This window comes from Streptomyces sp. NPDC005402, from assembly GCF_040606575.1.
GTDB lineage: Bacteria > Actinomycetota > Actinomycetes > Streptomycetales > Streptomycetaceae > Streptomyces.
On the sequence record NZ_JBEXFB010000002.1, the window covers coordinates 432,260 to 450,669 of the forward strand.

10 protein-coding genes are annotated in these 18,410 nt (G+C 71.4%); 3 read left to right on the forward strand and 7 right to left on the reverse strand.

What is annotated here, in order from left to right; all coding sequences use genetic code 11:
• Positions 1-8 precede the first annotated feature (8 nt).
• The 6 genes from ABZT02_RS04975 to ABZT02_RS05000 form a co-directional block, all read right to left on the reverse strand.
• Complete coding sequence (locus ABZT02_RS04975) at positions 9-4,391, reverse strand: amino acid adenylation domain-containing protein (protein ID WP_356014271.1); 4,383 nt, start codon at positions 4,389-4,391, stop codon at positions 9-11.
• Positions 4,392-4,525: 134 nt separating this feature from the next.
• A complete protein-coding gene (locus tag ABZT02_RS04980; protein WP_356014273.1) occupies positions 4,526-5,989 on the reverse strand; it encodes an MFS transporter in 1,464 nt (487 codons plus the stop codon).
• Positions 5,990-6,066: 77 nt separating this feature from the next.
• On the reverse strand, positions 6,067-11,673 hold the full coding sequence (locus ABZT02_RS04985; protein WP_356014275.1) for an amino acid adenylation domain-containing protein: 5,607 nt from the start codon (positions 11,671-11,673) through the stop codon (positions 6,067-6,069).
• Positions 11,674-11,733: 60 nt separating this feature from the next.
• Positions 11,734-12,840, reverse strand: a complete 1,107-nt coding sequence (locus ABZT02_RS04990; protein ID WP_356014277.1) for a winged helix DNA-binding domain-containing protein — start codon at positions 12,838-12,840, stop codon at positions 11,734-11,736.
• A gap of 216 nt (positions 12,841-13,056) precedes the next feature.
• Positions 13,057-14,091, reverse strand: coding sequence for an aminotransferase class I/II-fold pyridoxal phosphate-dependent enzyme (locus tag ABZT02_RS04995; RefSeq protein WP_356014279.1), 1,035 nt, complete (start codon positions 14,089-14,091; stop codon positions 13,057-13,059).
• The gene (locus ABZT02_RS05000; RefSeq protein WP_356014281.1) at positions 14,088-15,011 is read right to left on the reverse strand and encodes a LysR substrate-binding domain-containing protein; all 924 of its coding nucleotides are present in this window, start codon (positions 15,009-15,011) and stop codon (positions 14,088-14,090) included. The genes ABZT02_RS04995 and ABZT02_RS05000 overlap by 4 nt, the downstream gene beginning before the upstream one ends.
• Before the next feature lie 122 nt (positions 15,012-15,133).
• Here ABZT02_RS05000 and ABZT02_RS05005 point away from each other — a divergent pair, with 122 nt between their 5' ends.
• The 3 genes from ABZT02_RS05005 (at position 15,134) to ABZT02_RS05015 (ending at position 16,991) form a co-directional block, all read left to right on the forward strand.
• Entirely contained in the window at positions 15,134-15,337 is a 204-nt protein-coding gene (locus tag ABZT02_RS05005) for a hypothetical protein (protein WP_356014283.1), read from the forward strand.
• Between the two features lie 782 nt (positions 15,338-16,119).
• Positions 16,120-16,326 (forward strand): hypothetical protein, encoded by a 207-nt coding sequence (locus ABZT02_RS05010; RefSeq protein ID WP_356014624.1) that lies wholly within the window; start codon positions 16,120-16,122, stop codon positions 16,324-16,326.
• A gap of 269 nt (positions 16,327-16,595) precedes the next feature.
• Positions 16,596-16,991, forward strand: coding sequence for a helix-turn-helix transcriptional regulator (locus ABZT02_RS05015; RefSeq protein WP_355734698.1), 396 nt, complete (start codon positions 16,596-16,598; stop codon positions 16,989-16,991).
• A gap of 549 nt (positions 16,992-17,540) precedes the next feature.
• Here ABZT02_RS05015 and ABZT02_RS05020 read toward each other — a convergent pair.
• Complete coding sequence (locus ABZT02_RS05020; protein WP_356014285.1) at positions 17,541-18,230, reverse strand: M24 family metallopeptidase; 690 nt, start codon at positions 18,228-18,230, stop codon at positions 17,541-17,543.
• Positions 18,231-18,410 lie beyond the last annotated feature (180 nt).

Below are 18,410 nucleotides of genomic sequence, written 5' to 3' on the forward strand. Positions count from 1 at the left end.
GTGGGAGTTCAGTGTTTGACAGCCTTGATCATGGCGTGCTCCATGGGCAGTCCCCCGACAGCACCGACCTGGTCGAAACCGGCCTTCCGCAGCATCCGCTCGTAGTCGGCGACCGGGTACGCCATCCCCTCGCCCGTGGCGATCACGTTCAGGAACAGGGAGAGCGAGGTGGCGATGACGCCACCCGCCTCGTCCGGCGCCGTGTTGCACGAGTAGATCAGCACCCGGCCGCCGGGACCGAGCGCGTCGTAGGCCTTGGCGAGCAGCGTCTCCACCCGCTCGGCGTCGAAGACATCGAGCACGCTGCTGAACAGGATGGCGTCCACGCCGGCCGGGAACGGGTCGATGAACATGTCTCCGGACTGGAAGCGCACCCGGCCGTCCACCCCGGGCGGCAGTTCGCGCGCGGCGAGCCGCGTCACCGACGGCAGATCGAACACCGTGACCTTGATCCCCGGGAAGTGCCCGGCTATGGCGGCCGCCTTGGCGCCGCTGCCCCCACCGACGTCGAGCAGGTGCCCGGTGCCCTCGAAGTCCGCGGTGTGCAGCAGGCCGTGCATCTCCTGGTGGGCGAAGGCGGCGATCGACTGGTGCAGGATCGCCTCGGTCTCCGGGTCGGCGCCGAGCCGTTCGTAGACCGAACCGCCCTCCCCCGCGTGCACTTTCAGCCCGTCGTTGGTGCCCGAGCGCAGCGCCTGCGTCGTGTGGGCCATACCGGCGTAGTCGGTGCGGTGGCGGGAGAGGAAGATGTTGCGCCAGCTCTCCGGGCCCCTCGGTGCGAGGAGCCGCTCCGCGAGCGGCGCGTTGCTGTACCGCCCCTCCGTCCTGACCAGGAGGTCGATCGCGCACAGCGAGGCGAGCAGGACGCGCATCTTGTGCGGGGCGACGCCGGCCTGCTCCGCGAGTTCGTCGAGGGTGGCCCCCGGGTGCGCGGACAGATGCCCGAACACGTCCAGCTCCAGGCCCGCCACGACGGCGTTGAACAGCGTGTGCCCGTGGGCGACGAGCAGGAACCGCTGGTAGGCATCGTCTTCGGAAGAGATCGCCATGGCGGTGTGTTCCTCCTGGGTCGGTTCGGTCTTGTCGAGTTCGTCCAGCAGCGCAGCCACTTCGTCGTCGCTCATCGCGTCGACCTGGCGTTCGAGTTCGTCGGTGACGTTCCCCTCGTCGACCAGCGCGGCCAGCGCTTCGACGGTCGGTGTGGCCAGGAAGGCGGCGAGGCCGACGGCGACCCCCCGGCCGGTCGTCACCCGGTGCAGCATCGTGACCGCGAGCAGGGAGTGACCGCCGGCGCCGAAGAAGTCCTCGTGCACACCGACCCGTTCGCGCTCCAGCAGTTCGGCCCAGAGCTGCGCCAGCCACTCCTGCGTCGGAGTGGCCGGCGGATCACCGGCCTTCTCGTCCTCGGCGAGAACGGAGTCCGCGAGGTCCCGCTCCGCCAGCGCGCGCCGGTCCACCTTGCCGCTGGCGTTGTGGGGGAACTCCGGCAGGGCGACGATCCGGGCCGGCACCATGTACGCGGGCAGCCAGGCACGCACCGCGTCCTTGAGTTCCGCCTCACCGGTCCGCGCGTCGCCGGCGAGCCGCACGAACGCCACCAGCCGCAGGTCGCCGTCGCCGAACTCCCGGCCGAGAGCCACCGCCTCACGCACCCGGTCGTCACGCTCCAGCGCCTCGGCGACCTCGTCCGGCTCGATCCGGTGTCCGCGGATCTTGAGCTGGTGGTCCACGCGCCCGTGGCAGCTGAGCGATCCGTCGGCGTGACGTCGGAAGAGGTCGCCGGTGCGGTACAAGCGCTCGCCGGTCACCGGATGCCGCACGAAGCGCTCGGCGGTCAGCTCCGGCTCATCGAGATATCCGCGGGCCAGTCCGGCGCCCCCGAGGAACAGTTCGCCCAGCACACCGGAGGGCACCGGTCGCAGGTCCTCGTCGAGGACGTGCGCGGTCGTGCCGGCGATGGGCGGGCCGATCAGCGGGGCGGCGCCGTCCCATCGCCGGACCAGCGAGTAGACCGTGGTCTCCGCCGGGCCGTACAGGTTCCACACCGGACCGACGGCGGCGCGCAGCTCGCGGGCGAGTTCGGCGGGCAGCGCCTCTCCCCCGGACAGCACGGAGCGCAGCCCGGACAGGTCGGCCCCGGCGTCGAGCAGCATCCGCCAGGTGGACGGCGTGCCGTGCTGCACGGTCACGCCCCGCAGCAGGGCCGCCAGCCGGTGCGCGTCCCGCGCGTCATCACGTCGGCACACGGTCACCGCCGCACCGACGGCCAGGGGCAGGAACAGCTCGATCACCGAGCCGTCGAACGGCAGGCTGGCCAGCGCGAGGGTCACGTCGTCCGCGCGCATGACGTCGAGCTCGGCCATCGAGGCGAGGAAGTTCCCCAGGCTGCGGTGGGTGACCGCGACGCCCTTCGGACGCCCCGTCGAACCAGAGGTGTACATGACGTAAGCCAGCCGGTCCGGGTCCTCGGCCCCCGGGTCCCGGGTGAACGCACGGTGCGGCAGTGCGCGGACGTCCAGCGACGGAGGCGGTGACGGGAAGTGCGGCAGTGCGGCCCCCGCGGTCAGCAGCAGCCGTGCACCGCTGTCGGTCAGCACGCGGGCGAGCCGCGCCGCCGGATACTCCAGCTCCAGCGGCAGGTACACGCCGCCGGCCTTCCAGACGCCGAGTACGGCCGGCAGCAACTCGATCGAACGGCCCGTGCCGATGGCCACCACGGGCTCCGTGCCCGGGACACGCTCCCGGACCGCCGCGGCGACGGCGTCCGACGCCGCGTCCAGCTCGGCGAAGCTGAGGACGGCGCCGTCACAGCGCACGGCGGGCGCGTCGGGCCGTAGCGCGACCTGACGGGCGAACATCTCGCCGAACGTCGTCTCGTGTGCCGGCCTGCCCGGTACGGCGGCCGCCCGCAACGCCGCCAGGCGCACGGCCTCGGGCTCCAGCGGGTACCGGCCGATCGGCAGGTCGGGCTCGGCCGCGATGCCGGCCAGCAGGGTGACGTACCGTTCGAGCAGCCGCTCGGCCGTCGCGGCCTCGTAGAGGTCGCAGTTGTAGTCGAGCCGTCCGCCGAGGCCCTCGCCCGACTGCTCCACGGTCAGTTCGAGGTCCAGCCGCGCGGTGTTGTTGCAGAACGCCACCGGGCGCAGGCTCAGTTCGGGGGTGACGGCCACCTCCGCGTCCCCGAGCGGCAGGCTGCCCATGCTGAACAGCACCTGGTAGAGCGGATTCCGGGTGGTGTCCCGCGCGCCGCCGAGCCGTTGGACGAGCGACCCGAACGGCAGGTCCTGGTCGGCCAGGAGGGCCACGAGAGAGTCCTGGACCCGGTCGACGAGTTCGCGGAACCGCGGTCCGTCGGCGGAGTCGATCCGCATCGGCAACGTGTTGGCGAACGGGCCGATCAGCGCCTCGGTGCCCGGCCGAACGCGCCCGGACACCACGACCCCGGTCACCGCGTCGTCCAGCCCGCTGTACCGGGCGACGAGCACGTGCAGGGCCGCGAGCATGACCGGGAACAGCGTGACCCCGCGCTCCCTGGCCAGCTCACGCAGGTCCGTGGCGACGGCCCCGGGCAGCTGGAACGGAACGCTGCGCCCGTTGAAGGTCTGTACCGCGGGTCGGGCGCGGTCCGTGGGGACGACCGCCGCCCCGGCTCCGGTCAGCCTGGCCCGGTAGGCCTCGATGCGGTCGTCGGCCTCGTCGAGGCGGCGCTGCTGCCAGGCGGCGAAGTCCGCGAAACGCGTCTTCAGCGGCGGGAGTTCGGGAGCGGTACCGGCCAGCCTGGCCCGGTAGGCCACGCTCAGCTCCTCGATGAGAACTCCGACCGACCAGCCGTCGGCGGCGATGTGGTGCACGATCCACAGCAGCAGGTGGTCCTGCGGCGCGAGCGGAATCAGCTCGCTGCGGACCACTGGGCCCTGCTCCAGGTCGAAGCGGAGGCGGGCGCGCTCCTCGGCGTAGGCGAACGCCGCCCGCTCCCGCTCGGCCTCCGTCGCGTCCGGCACCGGCAGGGGCACGACGGACAGCTCGGGCGGCGGCCCGGGGACGGCCATCGCGGTTCCGTCCTCGAACCGGAAACGGCAGGAGAGCACCGGGTGCCGCTCGGTGACGTCCGCCAGGGCCAGCCGCAGCGCGGGAACCGACAGGGGACCGGTCAGCCGGAGGGCGAAGGGCACCACGTACGGGGCACCGTCACCCGTCCAGAGCCGGTCGAGAAAGAGCTGGTGGGCCTGGCCCGGCCCGGCGGGTGCGGCGGTCGGCTCGGGGGCCGGCCCGGCGGGTCCGGCGGACTCGGCCGATCGTGCGGCGGGCTCGGCGGCCGCCCCCGCGCGGCCGAGGAACGCGGCACGTTCCTCGGCCGTCATCCCGGCGAGCCGTTGGAGCGCGTGTCGCATGGGGGACTCCTCTCGTCGGGTTCCCCGGCCTCCGGCCGGGGAGGGGAAAGGCGCGTGACCGGGCGCGCCGGGCCCCGCCCGGGCCGTTCGGAAGGCGCTCCCGGCCGGTGCCGGCCTGATCCGGAAGACGGGCCCTAGGCGGCAAGCGGCACGGTCGCCTCGTCGGCGGCCGCGGGCTTGATCGTGCGGTGGGTGATCAGGTAGCAGACGACCGCGCCCACCACGAGCACCGCACCGGCGATCACGAAGGAGAGGGACCGGCCCTCCTCCGCCGCCTTCGCGGCGCCGGTGCCCGAGACGCGCAGCGCGTGTGCGTGACTCAGCCCGATGGTCATGATCACCGAGAGGCCCAGCGACTGGCTGATCTGCTGAAGCGACGTCAGCACACCGGAACCGAGGCCCGCGTTCTGCGGGGAGACGTCGTCGAGCGCGGAGAGCTGGAGTGCGGGGGCCGCGAGGCCGGAACCGAACGCGGCGAGCGCCATCCCCGGCAGCAGGCCGGTGACGAAGCCGCTGTCCCCACCGAGCAGGCTGAAGAGGAAGATCCCGACCCCGATGATGAAGAGCCCCACCGAGAGCAGCAGACGCGATCCGAGCACCGGCATCAGCCGGGTGGAGAGCACCAGCCCGGGAGCGAACAGAACGGTGTACGGCAGCCAGGCCAGGCCGCTCTCCAGCGGCGAGTAGTGCGAGGTCTGCTGCATGAACAGCACCACGAGGAAGAACATCACCGAGGTGGAGACCGCCATGAACACCTGCCCCGCGTACCCGGTCAGCCGGGTACGGCTGGTGAAGAACCCCAGCGGAATGAGCGGATTCGCGCTGCGCAGTTGCAGGAGGGTGAACACGCCGAGAGCGACGATGCCACCGACCAGGGAAACGAGCACCGAGGCCGAGCTCCAGGGGTGGGTGATGCCGTTGAGCAGGCCGTGCACGACGGCGATCATGCCGCCGGTGAGCAGTACGGCGCCGAACCAGGTCGTCCGCCCGCCGGCCGTCGCCGTCTCCTTGGTCTCCGGCACCAGCTTGAGGGTCATCACCAGCGAGATCACGCACGGCGGGACCCCGATGTAGAAGATCCAGTGCCAGCTCGCCAGGTCGGTGAGGATCCCGGACAGCAGTACACCCGAGGCGGCGCCGAGGCCTGCCAGCCCTCCCCAGATGCCCAGCGCCTTGGTCCTCTCCCGCTCGTCGGTGAAGAGCAGCGCCACCATGGACAGGGCGGTGGGAGCCGCGAGGGCCTCACCGATGCCCTGCGCGAACCGGCTCCCGATGAGCATGGCCGACGAGGTGGACAGGGCGGCCGTGAGCGAGGACACGGCCAGCAGCGCCGCGCCGGCGGTGAACACGCGGCGGCGTCCCACGAGGTCGCCGAGCCGGCCGCCGAGCAGCAGTAGACCGCCCGCGGCGATGAGGTAGGCGTTGACCACCCAGGTCAGCTGGGACTGGCTCAAGTCCAGGTCGCGCTGGATCGACGGCAGCGCCACGTTCACGTTCGTCGCGTCCAGGAAGATGATGAACTGGACGAGAGCCAGCCCGATCAGAGCCTTCCAGCGAAGAGGATTCGGCGCTGGTACGGCCTCGGTGTCGCCAGCCATCTGTGCTCCTGGTTCGTCGTGCGCGGTCAGGGGTCGTGGAACGCGCGGTACGGTACGAACGATCAGTTATGAGCCGGTTACGCAGGCCGGTTTCGCAGATGAGCGGTCAGTGCCCGCAGTGTCGCCAGTTCGTAGACGTCACGGACAGCTGCCCGCGCGAGGCCCCGGGCGCGCAGCTCCGCGACGAACCTGCTGATGGTCACCGAATCGGCGCCCCTGTCGAAGAGGTTGTCGTCGCCGCGGACACGCAGCCCGGTGAGCTGCTCCCAGATTTCGGTCAGCAGGTCCTCGGACGCTTCCGGGACGCCGGGCGCCGCCGGGTCGCTGGACGCTTCCCGGACGCCGGACGCCGGATCGGAGCCGGGCCGCGGCAGCCGTGCCCGGTCGAGCTTGCCGTTCACCGTCAGCGGGAACGCGTCGAGTACGGTGATCGTGGCCGGGACCATGTACGGGGGCAGCAGCGCGCGCACCCGCTGACGTGTCGCCAGCGGGTCCACCCCGGCGGGCGTCACATAGGCGTCGAGACGTGGTGCGACCGGCGTACCGCCGACCACCACCGCCGCGGAGGCGACGCCGTCCGCGGCGAGCAGCGCGGCCCGCACCTCCCCGAGCTCGATGCGGTAGCCGCGGAGCTTGACCTGATCGTCCAGCCGGCCGAGGCACTCGATCGTCCCGTCGGGCAGCATCCGGCCCCGGTCCCCGCTCCGGTACACCCGGGTGCCGTCCGGATCCGTGACGAACCGTTCGGCGGTCAGGTCGTCCAGGCCGAGATAGCCGAGGGCCACCCCCGCTCCGCCCACGTGGATCTCCCCGGGCACGCCCAGCGGAAGGAGCCGGCCGGCCCGGTCGCGGACCGACAGGGACTCCCCCGGCAGCGGCACCCCCACCGAGCGGGACGCCGTCTCGGCGCTCCGCGGCGTCACCGTCGTCCAGGTGCTGTGCACCGTGGTCTCGGTGATGCCGTAGAGGTTGACCAGTCGGCACCGTTCCGGCGCGTACCGCCGGAACCAGGGCAGCAGCATCCGGGTGTCGAGCGGCTCCCCGCCGAAGGTGACCAGGCGGAGCGCCAGCCGGCGCGACGCGTCCTGGTCGGCATCGATCAGCATGCCGAAGGCGGTGGGCGTCTGGTTCAGGACCGTCACCCCCTCCTCGGCGAGCAGCCGGTGCAGTTCGTCCGGGGCGCGGGTCACCGGCTGCGGCACCACGACGAGCCGGCCTCCCGTGGTCAGCGCGCCCCAGATCTCCCACACGGACATGTCGAACGCGACCGAGTGGAAGAGCGCCCAGACGTCGGAGGCGGCGAAGGCGAACTCGGTGCCGGTTCCGGCGATCAGCGCGGTGACGCTGCGGTGGGCGACGGCGACCGGCTTCGGCGCGCCGGTCGAGCCCGAGGTGCAGATGACATAGGCCGCGGCGCCCACGTCACCGCTGCGGGCCGGCGGTGTCGAAGGCCGACGTGCGGCGAGGGCGCCGAGCGACGCGGGCGACACGGTCCGGCACGCGCCGGGTGGGAAGCCGGCCGACGCGGTCACCACGAGCCGGGGGCCGGCGGCCGCGACGATGCGGGCCAGCCGCTCCGTCGGGTGATCCGGCTCCATGGGCAGGTACGCCGCTCCGGCGCGCAGCACGCCGAGCAGTACCACCACCAGTTCCCAGCCCCGGGCCATGCAGACGCCGACTCGGTCGCCGTCCTCGACGCCGAGCTCGCGCAGCGCCCGGGCGACCCGGTTCGCGGCCTTGTCCAGGTTGTCGTACCTCAGGCTGCTGTTCCGGTCGGTGATCGCGGTGGCGTCCGGTGTCTCGGCGGCGCGGGCGGCGACGAGCTCGTCGATCCTCCTGTGCTCGGTGGGCGGTACGAGCCCGGTGCCCAGCCGCCGGACGCGTGATCTGCCGGCCTCGTCCAGCAGCTCGATCCGTTCCAGGCGGCCGTCCCCGGCAGCCAGTTGTCCGGCGACGTGAGCGACGGCGCTCGCGAACCGCTCCGCGGCTCCCTGGCCGATCCGATCGCCACGGACGGCCGCGGTGAGGCTGTCGCCCACTGTCAGTGTGAGCGGGAACTCGGTCTCCGCCGACTCGTGGAACCGGATCTCGACGACCGGAGTGCCCTCGCCGAGCAACCTCGCGAGGAGGGGACCCCGGCGCGGCCATGTTCCCTTCAGCGCGTCCTCCGCGACGGCGAGCAGATCGGCGACCGGGGTCGCCTCGTCGGTCGGGAAGGCCACCAGAGCCGGGCGCTCGGCCTCCGCGCTCTCCCGCACCGCCAGAACGGTGACGGCCGAGCCGTGATACCTGCCCAGGACGACCGAGGCCGCCGCGAGCACACAGTGGCGCGGAAGGGCACCCAGTTCGTGCGTGCTCCGGGAGGCCGGTTCGGCGAGCTCCGGGAGCCCCCAGTCGGGGCTCGGGCTCGTCGCGGTGAGCAGCGCGTCGATCCGTTCCCCGACGCCGTCGGCCAGCCATTCGATCAGCTCCAGCACCGGGCCTGAGTCGTCCGCCAGGTACATGTGGCCGCCGGCGGTTTCGAGGGAACGCAGCGGGAGGGTCGTCGCCTCCTGCCAGCGTGCCGCGTCGGCGGTGCTCACCAAGGTGTCGGCCTCGCCACGGAGCACGGTGACCGGCACGTCGAGAGGGGTGAGCGAGGTCCGTCGGTAGTCCTCATACATCTCCTGGTCGGCGCGGAGCACGGGAAGCAGCAGTGCGGCCATCTCCGGGTCGGCCAGCGCCGGGTGACGGTAACCGGCCAGCTCCTCCAGCCGTGTCAGGAACTCCCGGTCCGGCAGCCCGGTGGTCCGCCGGGGCCGGGGCACGGTGGGACCGGGCGTGCCGCTGATGATCAGGTGCCGGAGCCGTACGCCGTGCTCCAGGAGCAGCTCCGCCAGCTCGAAGGCGATGGTGCCCCCCAGGCAGTGGCCGAACAGCACGGCCTCGTCCCGGCCGTCCAGGGCCGCGAGCACCCGGGGCAGCAGGTCGGCGGCCGCCGCGGCCACCGTGCGGTGCGGCGGCTCGCCGAACCGCTTGTCGTGCCCGGCCAGATCGGGCGCGATGATCTCGAAGTCCCCGTCGGCCTGCCAGGGCCGGAAGAACGACGCCCCGGCGCCGGTGTGCGGAAGGCAGACGACCGGCAGCCGGGACGCCGTTACGGCGGGGGACGCCGCGCTGATGACCCGGGCCAGCTCAGCGGCGTGATCCCGGGCGAAGTAGTGACCGCCGCCCTCGACGAGTTCGAGCCGCACGGTGTCGGCGAACACCGACCAGCCGCGGTGGCCGCGCTCCGGATCCGGGGTGACCGGATCGGCGGTCCCGAGCACGCAGTACAGCGGGGCGCGCAGGCGTGGTTCCGGGGTTCTGTGCGCCGCGGCCTGGAACCTCGTCGCACCGGCCATGTCGTGCCGTACCGCGGCGAGCACCTGATGGCGATCGGCCTCGTCGAGGGCGCCGTCGAAGCCGCCGATGGCCTTGATGTAGGTGTAGAACTCGTCGCCCGAACTGTCGTTGACGCGGGCCAGGTTCGCCTCGGCTTCCGGGTCGGTCAGGCTGGCACCGACAAGCACGGCTCGCAGGTCGGCTTCTCGCGCCTCCAGCTCGCGTGCCACCGCCACCGCGAGGGACGCGCCCGCGCAGTGCCCGTACACCACCAGCGCGCCGGTCACGCGCTCCTGGATCTCGTCGACCAATCGCGAGACGGCCGCGCCGAACTCCAGAAAATCACGGTCGTCACCCTCGTGGCCGGGCAGACCCGCCGCCCACAGCCGGAACCGCGGGGGCAACGCGTCCGCGAGCGGCTGGTAGGCGATCGCGGCCCCGCCGGCGTAGGGGATCGCGATGACAGTGAGGTCGGCCTCGGAGTCGTCGCTCGTGAGCGGCCACAGCAGCTGGTCGGTCGACGGCGGCGTCCCCTCGGCCAGGTAGGCCGCGAGCGCGTCGGCGGTCCGGTGGCGAAACAGTTCGGCGAGAGGTACGTCACCCCCGAGCAGCCTGCGTACTTTGAGCATGGCGAAGGAGTTGCCGCCCAGGTCGAAGAAGTCGCTGTGCGCATGGACGTCCTCCGCGTCCAACACCTCCCGCCAGACCTGGCGGACCCGCTCCAGCGTCTCCGACGTCGGCGGATCCTCCGGTGTCGCCTCGTCGATGGCCTCCGGCTCGGGAACACCGGCCGGAGCAGCGACGGCAGCATTGCGGGGAAGGGGAGTTGAAGTCGGAGCGGCGGCCGATACGGCCGTGCTCACCCGTGCCGGGGGGCGCGGCGGTTCGGGCAGCAGCAGGTCCTCGATGCCCAGATCAGGGCTTTCCGCCACCGCCTCGGCCACCCGCGCGTAGAACGCGGCGAGCCGGTCGGCGGTCGCCGGGTCGAACAGATCCCGCGCGTAGACGAGGTCCAGCACCAGCGCTCCCCGGTCGGCGCGCACCATGAAGTTGAGGTCGAACTTGGCGGCCGTCAGCTCCGGGACGAGTCCCTCCGCGGTCAGTCCGTCGTACGCCGGCAGCCGTTGGTAGGCGGTGGACTCGCCGTCCCGCTCCTCGAACTGGACGTGTACCCGGATCAACGGTGTCCGGGTGCCCGACCGTTCCGTCCGCAGGGCGTCGACGAGCAGTCCGAACGGCAGCGCGCTGCCCGCGTAGTCGGTGATCAGCCCCTGGCGGGTGCGCGCGAGCAACTGCCGGAACGTCGGGTTTCCCGAGAGGTCGGCGCGGACCGGGAACAGGTTGGTGAACAGCCCGATCAGGTGGCGCAGTTCGGGCTGCTCACGCTGGGCCGCGGTGGAGCCGAACAGCAGGTCCCGCTGCCCGGTGTAGCGGGCGAGCACCACGCCGAGCAACGCGGCGACGGTCATGAACCGGGACGCTCCCGCGCCCCGGGCGATCTGGTCGAGCCGGTCCACGGTGGGCCGGACAACCGTGGACCGGCACAGCTCGCCCTCGGCCGCTCGCGCGGGATCGGCGGGGCGGTCGGTCGGCAGCATCATCCACGCGCCGTCCAGCCGGGTACGCCAGTAGCCGGTCAGTCGCTCCCGCTCCACCGCGTCGAGCCGGTCCCGTTGCCAGGCCGCGAAGTCCGCGTACTGGACGGGGAGCGGAGGGAGCCCCGAAGGGACGCCGCGCAGAGCCGAGTTGTAGGTGTCCGCCAGTTCGGCGTGCAGGAGCGGAACCGACCAGCCGTCGCAGGCGATGTGATGCACGGCGAGCACAAGCAGGTGCTCCCGCGGTCCGAGGCGGAGCAGCTCCGCGCGCAGGAGGGGACCGGCTCCGAGGTCGAACCGGGCCGCCTGCGCCTCGGCGAGCCGGCGGGAGATCTCGGCGGCGGTCGTGCCGGTCAGGTCGCGGACCGGCAGCGGCACCGGAGCGGCAGCACCGATGACCTGGTACAACTCGCCGTCGCGCTCGGTGAACGTGGTGCGCAGCGCCTCGTGCCGCCCGACCACGCGGCTCAGTGCCGCGCCCAGCGCGCCGGTGTCGAGGGAGCCTCGCAACGTCACGGGCAGCGGCACGGTGTACGCCGACGCGCCCTGTTCCAGCTCGGCGGCCATCCACAGGCCGGCCTGTGCGTACGAGGCGGGGACGAGCGGTCCGGCCAGGTGCCGACGCCGGATACCGGGCCCGGCCGACCGCCGCTCCGCGAGAGCCCTCAGCAGCCGAGCCCGTTCCGGTGATCGCGCGGATGACCCCGGGGAAGGGATAGTCGCCACCTGTTCTCCTTGGACTCGGCATATCTCCCGAGACCGTAGAAGGGGGCGGTTAGCCCGGGGTTACGCGGCGAGGAAGCGGGAGATGTCGCGGATCTCGGCGTCGAAGGCCTGCGCGTCGGGTGCCGCCGGGTCCGGGGTGTCTGCGCCGGCGTCGTCCGGAGCCCCGCCGAACATGTCCAGGGCGACGTCGCGTGTCCGGTCACGGCGCCATACTCCGCGGACCAGTCCGTCCACCACCGCGGTGGCGCTGATCTGACCGCCGCCCGGCCAGACCCTGCGGTCGTGTTCGGGCCGGACGGACAACCGGCGGTCGGTGAAGCCCACCAGGTAGTTGTCGTAGGCCGGCAGCAACCGGACGTCGCCCGTCGGCTCCGGACCGGACGGCGCACCGGCCGGCAGCACGTACCCGTCCTGCCCGTCGACGCGGCACGGTTCGGTCAGACCGGCATCGAGCAGCTCCTTCCACGCCGAGCGGACGGCGGGCAGCCCGAGCCCCGACCAGGTGGCGAAGTCGGCCACCGTCGCCGGTCCGTGCGCCGTCAGGTATCTGCGCAGCAGCTCTTGGACCGCGTCCACGCCGGAGAGTCCGGCCGCGTCGGGCAGCCAGTCCTTCGCGAGCACATAGGTGGCGGAGCCGTCTTCCCTGACCGGGCCGAAACAGGCGGTACCGAGCAGAGCGGACCGGCGGACGAGATGGAACGGGATCTGCCCGGAGGCGTGGAGGCCCGCCTCGGTCATCCGCGCCGCGAGCTCGTCCCGGGTCAGGGGGCCGTCGGCCAGGGCATCGGTGATCACTCGCTCCCCCAAGGCCAGCTCGGCGGGGCCGAGACCCAGCTCGCGGTACCGGCGTTCGCTGCGGCGCAACAGTTGCGGAGCGAGCAGTTCACGGAGCCAGCCCGCGTCACGGGCCGGGACAAGGTACAGCGTGCCCCGCATGAACCAGCCTCGCACCACGGTTCGCGCAGCGCCGAGCGCCAGGTGCACGTCCGCCTCGGTCAGCCCGGAGCCGCGCGCCCTGATCCCGAGCGCCGCCGCCCTCAAATCCTGTGCCTGCACTGCCAGGCACCCCTCCAGAACGTCGGGCACCGACTTCGCGCGCCGGTCGCCCCCCACGCCCTGCGACCATGCGCGAAGCAGTCTTGCCTCAGACGGATCGAGCTCCCGCACGTTCCTCCCCCTGCCTCAGGCTGCTGCCGGTTTCCGAACTGTAGTGGGTGGCCGTCGCGCACGCGCGTTGTCACAGTATGTGCGCCGGCAGCCCTCGTGGTCGGCCTGTCCCATCCCGCGCACGCGACCGGTGACGGCGGGTCAACCTCAGCATCGACGGTCACATTTCGAGATCCATGAGACGGAGAACAAGAGCCGACCGCCGGTGTTCTCTCGTTATGTCAGGCAAGCCTTGACCTCCGCGACAAGGTCGCTCACGTCCGCGCGGCCAGTGGCGTGAGAGGTCATGAGACGGGCCTCCCCGGTTGGCGAGAGGTGGAACGCCCAGCGCTCGCGCAAGGAGTCCGCCGCGGCGCGTGGCAGCTCGACGAAGACCGCGTTGGACTGCACCCGCTGGGTCAGACGCAGCCCCGGCAGCGGCTCCAGCTCCGCCGCGAGGCGGCCGGTCATGCCGTTCGCGTGCCGCGCGTTGTCCAGCCAGAGCCCTCCGTCGACCAGTGCGGTGACCTGGGCGGCGAGAAACCGCATCTTGGACGCCAGCTGCCCCTGCTGCCTGCGCAGGTAGGGCGCACGCTCGGCGGTGCCGGGTGTCATGAGGAGCAGCGCGTCGACGCCGAGTGCCCCGTTCTTGGTGAAGCCGAAGCTCAACGCGTCGGCGAAGCGGGTGATGTCGGCCACTTCGCAGTTCAAATGGGCCACGGCGTTGGCGAGCCGTGCCCCGTCCATATAGATGCGCAGTCCTCTGCGGTCGCAGAATTCCCGTAGTTCCGCCAACTCCGCCAGGGTGTAGCACGTGCCCAGCTCGGTGGCCTGCGTGAGCGCCACGGTGGACGGACGCGGCGTACGTACGTCCGTGCACCGCTCCAGCAGGGCTTCGATCGCCGTCGGGGTGAGCTTGCCGTCCGGTGCCGGGACCGGCAGGAGCTTCCTGCCCAGCATCGCCTCGACCGCACCGCACTCGTCCATGGCGAGATGGGAGTGCTCGGCACAGATGATCGCGTCCCCCGGGCCGAGCAGGACCGAGAGGCCGAGCACATTGGCGGCCGTGGCGTTGAAGACCAGCAGGGGAACCGCCGCCGGCCCGGCCAGGTCGCGAAGGCCCGCCTCGGCCGCAGCCGTCCAGCGGTCACCGCCATAGGCGGGAGCCGGACCATGGGCGGCCGCCTGGAGTGCGGCGAGCACAGCGGGGTGCGCCTCCGCGTGGTTGTCGCTCGCGAAGTCCTCACGAGGGAATTCGGACGGTCCCTTCATCGTGCGACGAGCTCCAGTGGTTCACTGATGGACGCGGAGCCGGTCTCGGCGAACGGGTAGCCGTCCAGCGCTCGGCGGAAGGCCTTCTTCACGATCGCGTGCACACCTGAGGTCGTCGTCGCTCCCGCGGGAAGCGCCATCATCATCGCGATGGGGCCCGGCGGGGCGGGGAGCCCGAGCTTCGCGGCCCGCGGCAGCCCCCACAAATCGTCGCCGTTGGCGACGAGGCACGCCAGCCCCAGCCCGGCTTTGACCGCTGCGCGCAACCCGACGAATTCAGCTCCCTCGTACGAGATGCGCCAGGAAATGCCGGATGCGTCAAGGGCATCGACCAGTCGGCCACGCAGGATGCAGGGCTCGGTGAACAACGCCAGGGGCAGTCCGGCCTCCGTGCCGTGGACCGGCCTCCCGAACCACGCCATCCGGATACGACCGAGTTCTTCCTCTCCGGCGACCGCCTCCGGGGTCGGCCACCGGAACAACAGGGCTAAGTCAAGCTGTCCCGAGGTGACTTGACTCGACAGCGCTGGGCTGGGCCCGGTTCGCACGCTTACTTGGGTCCCAGGCAGGCTTGCCGACAGCAGCCGCAGGAACTCCGGGAGTGCTTCGGCAAGTTGGTCCACTACGCCGATGGAAATTCTGGTCTGGTTAGTCCTCGGCATCAGGCGGTCGACGACCTCATCGTTGAGGGCCACGACGCGACGCGCGTAGCCGAGCAGCTCCTCGCCCCGCACGCTGAGCTGTAGGTTGTGCCCGGTGGACGTGAAGACAGGTCCCTGGATGAAGCTCTCCAGCTGACGGATCTGTTGGCTGACAGCAGACTGGGTGATGTGCAGGATGGCGGCAGCCCTCCGGAATCCGCCGCATTCCACCACGGCCACCAGGGTTCGCAACCGAGTAACTTGCAGATCGTGGTACATTTCCCCCCGCTCATGATCACGACGCGTTGACATCGCCGCTGCCCGCAAGCGGCAACGTCGGCACACAATTCCTGAAGGACGCCGTGTTCACCGTCGTTCGTGACGAATGAACACGACTTCCGGTGCGGGCCAGCCAGTTCGGACCTGTGCACCTCTTCCACAAAGCCCCACGCATTGTCCGGGACCCGGCGCGGTCCTACGTTGCCATCAACGCTTATTCGGACGGCACCTGCGTGGTTTTACCCGGCAATTTCGGCGCACTGATCGACGATGCCGCATCGCGCACCATTTCTTTTGTCATTTCACCAAACACCTATCACCCTTGAGTGATCCGAAGGCGCCGGCTGTGGCGCAGGCTGCACCGGGCAGCGCTGCATGAGCCGGGCGTCAGAGGTGAGCTGGGCCGGACGTCCGCGATCGTCGACGCCGCGTCGCTGCCGGGGCAAGAGGAGCTCGCCGACCGGCCCGAATCCGGTCGGTCGCGGCAAGAAGGGCGGCAGCACACCGCACGTGCTGTCCGAGACTCAGGGCCTGCCACCGGCCGTCGCGGTGTCCGGTGCGAACCTGCATGACGGCCAGGCGCTCGAGCCGTTGATCCTCGGCGTACCCGCCGTTCGCTCCCGGCGCGAACCGCGACGGAGACGGCCTACAGCCCTGACCTGCTACAAGAAGCCGGTAAACCTCACCACGTGAAACATCCCCTGAGCGTGGCATTCACCACTCCTCCCCCTTCGCCCCTCGGGAGCGACCCCGGACAAGGGTTACGCACACCGAGATGTACGTCAACGATATTCGAACACTTTGAGCAAGCATTACTGAGCTCGACCAACACGGGTCTTCGAATTTACTGAGGATGCGGCGTCCGCCAACACCTGTGCCGGTCACGGTGCGTGATGGCCTGTCGGGTGGGATGCGGGCGGCAAGGACGACGGTGCGGGCGGCAGTCTGGTCCATGTGATGACCGCTGCCCCGGACGAGCGGGCCTGCCCGGCCGCGTTCACCGAGCGGATACCGCAGGTCTCGGCCGGAATGCGCACCACCGTCGCGCTGCGTGAGGCAGCAGGGGCGGCGGTGTGCGACGGCGGCCGCACCGGCCTCCAGTCCGGCCGTGACCTGGGCCTTCCTGGCCATCGTCCAACGCCGCTTCGAGGCGTACGCGACCGGCGCCCTGCCCGCTGAGCCGGAGGAGCCCGAGGCCGCCGGGATCGACGAAACCCGCCGCGGCAAGCCGGTCTGGAAACAGAACCCGGACACCGGCTCGAACCGGGCGTCCGCGATCACCTCCAGGTCGGCCCGGCCCTCGGTGGTGAGGTAGTCACCGAGGAAGATCGAGTTGGCCAGATGGAGAGGCAGCCCGGGTGGTGCGTGCCCGTGCACGTGCAGCGTGATGTGGAAGACGCGGCGAACGCCGACCTGACCTTCGCCACCGCCACCGCCACCACCACGGCAGTCGCTGGCTCGACGGTCGGTGGCACGATGACGCCGAGTTCACCGACTCGACCGAGACCAGCGCCGGCACCGTCCACGTCCCGGAGACGCGGGTCGCCTGCGCCGCATGACGTCGGGACGCCTATCTTGGCGCTCATGCAGTCCTACACGATCGGCCAGGCCGCACGGTTGCTCGGCGTGAGCCCCGACACCGCGCGGCGGTGGGCCGACGCCGGGCGGGTCCCCACGCACCGCGACGAGAGCGGTCGGCGCCTCATCGACGGGCGGGACCTGGCCGCCTTCTCCGTGGAGCTGGCCAAGGGCGACGGCGGTGAGGAGGAGACCTCCCACACCTCCGTCCGCAATGCCTTTCCCGGCATCGTCACCGCCGTCAAGCTCGGCGATGTCGCGGCCCAGGTGGAGATCCAGGCGGGCCCGCACCGGTTGGTGTCGCTGCTGACGCGGGAGGCCGTGGAGGAACTCGGACTGGAGGTCGGGGTGGAGGCCACCGCCCGGGTGAAGTCGACGAACGTGCACATCGACCGCACCTGAGCGGGCCTCCGGCTTGCGCTTGGTGACCGAGCAGGAGTGCGCTCCCGTTCCCTTGTGGCGGTTACGCACAAGGGAGTTGGGCGGCCACAGTGAGAGAGCGGCCCCTGCACCGAACGGGCAGTAGGGCGGCTCGCCGCCGGCAGTCGACCCGGTCAGCAGCATGTACCGCTCCTTCGTGAGGCGGCAGCCGGTGCAGGTGGCCTCGTCGAGGTGAGTCATCGCGGCATTCAGCCCGAACTCGGGGAGACCATGGGCGATCTCGGCCGGGAAAGCGACTCGGCGCCGACGCGGGCGAGGGGTGGCGCGGGCAGGAGGGGGTCGTCAGAAGGGAGGCAGCGGGTGGCGACGACCCAGAGGCGCAGGGTGCCGGTGAGGCCGTCCCTGGGCGGACAACTCCTGGACCGGGGTCTTCAGGGGGGAGGCCCACGTACCGTCTCGCCCCGCCGCACGATCGGTACGAGATGACGCTCGCCGGTGAGGGCGACCAGGAATCCCCGCCGGCGCAGTTGCATGGCGGCCACCTTGTCGCATGGGAGTCGTGGCTCGGGATCAGAGAGTGAGCAGTTCCTCGTGGAAGCCGCCGAACTCCCGCTCGCCGTCGATGAGATGGATCTCCAGGATCCAGTGGCAGCGACGTCCGGCCTTGTCGGTGCGGCGCAGCGGGGTGTCGTTGGCGGGGGTGATGTACGACTCCACGTCGGCACCCTCGATCGACTCGTGCGGAAACTCACCGACGAGATGTCCGGCGTGCCAACCACCCAGCGTCCAGCCTGAGTTGGCGGCCAGGCGTTCGACCTCGGCGTACAGTCGCGCACCGGTGACGTCCGGGTCGGCCTCGAAGGCACTCCGGCCCGCCGCGAAGATCTTCGGCAGGTCGTCGCGGAGGCGGTGCTTGACCGGGTCGTCGCCGAGGACGAAGGTCCGCCCGAAGTCGGCCTCGTACTCCTCGAAGATCGGGCCGAAGTCGGCGAAGACGATGTCGTCAGCGCCGATCATCCGGTCCGGCGGGTTCTCCCGGTACGGCTTGAGCGTGTTCGGTCCGGAGCGCACGATCCGCTTGTGCCAGTGCCGGGTGGTGCCGAACAGTTCGTTCGCCAGGTCCCGGACCCGGTCACTGACCGCCCGTTCACCCTGGCCCGGCGCGACGAGTCCGCGCGCCTCGATCTCCGCGAAGAGCCGCGCGGCCTTCGCCTGGGCGTCCAGCAACCTTGCCGCGCGTGTGGGTTCGTCGTCCGCCATGGGCCCGAACGTATTCACCTGGATCGACTGCGGCAACGGAATTCTCCTGTGCCGATCCGGCCCACGGCCCGCACTCCGTACGAACGCACATGCCACCCTGCTGGATCGGAGTTCCGGCTCATGCGATGAGACAGGGGACTTTTGCCTGGCATCTGCGTCAGTATGATCGATGTATCGACG

Coding starts and splice junctions, on each gene's coding strand:
- ABZT02_RS05020 (WP_356014285.1), bottom strand. CDS start 18,230: ATGGCGGACGACGAACCCACACGCGCGGCAAGGTTGCTGGACGCCCAG.
- ABZT02_RS05015 (WP_355734698.1), top strand. CDS start 16,596: ATGCAGTCCTACACGATCGGCCAGGCCGCACGGTTGCTCGGCGTGAGC.
- ABZT02_RS05000 (WP_356014281.1), bottom strand. CDS start 15,011: ATGTACCACGATCTGCAAGTTACTCGGTTGCGAACCCTGGTGGCCGTG.
- ABZT02_RS04975 (WP_356014271.1), bottom strand. CDS start 4,391: ATGCGACACGCGCTCCAACGGCTCGCCGGGATGACGGCCGAGGAACGT.
- ABZT02_RS04995 (WP_356014279.1), bottom strand. CDS start 14,091: ATGAAGGGACCGTCCGAATTCCCTCGTGAGGACTTCGCGAGCGACAAC.
- ABZT02_RS04980 (WP_356014273.1), bottom strand. CDS start 5,989: ATGGCTGGCGACACCGAGGCCGTACCAGCGCCGAATCCTCTTCGCTGG.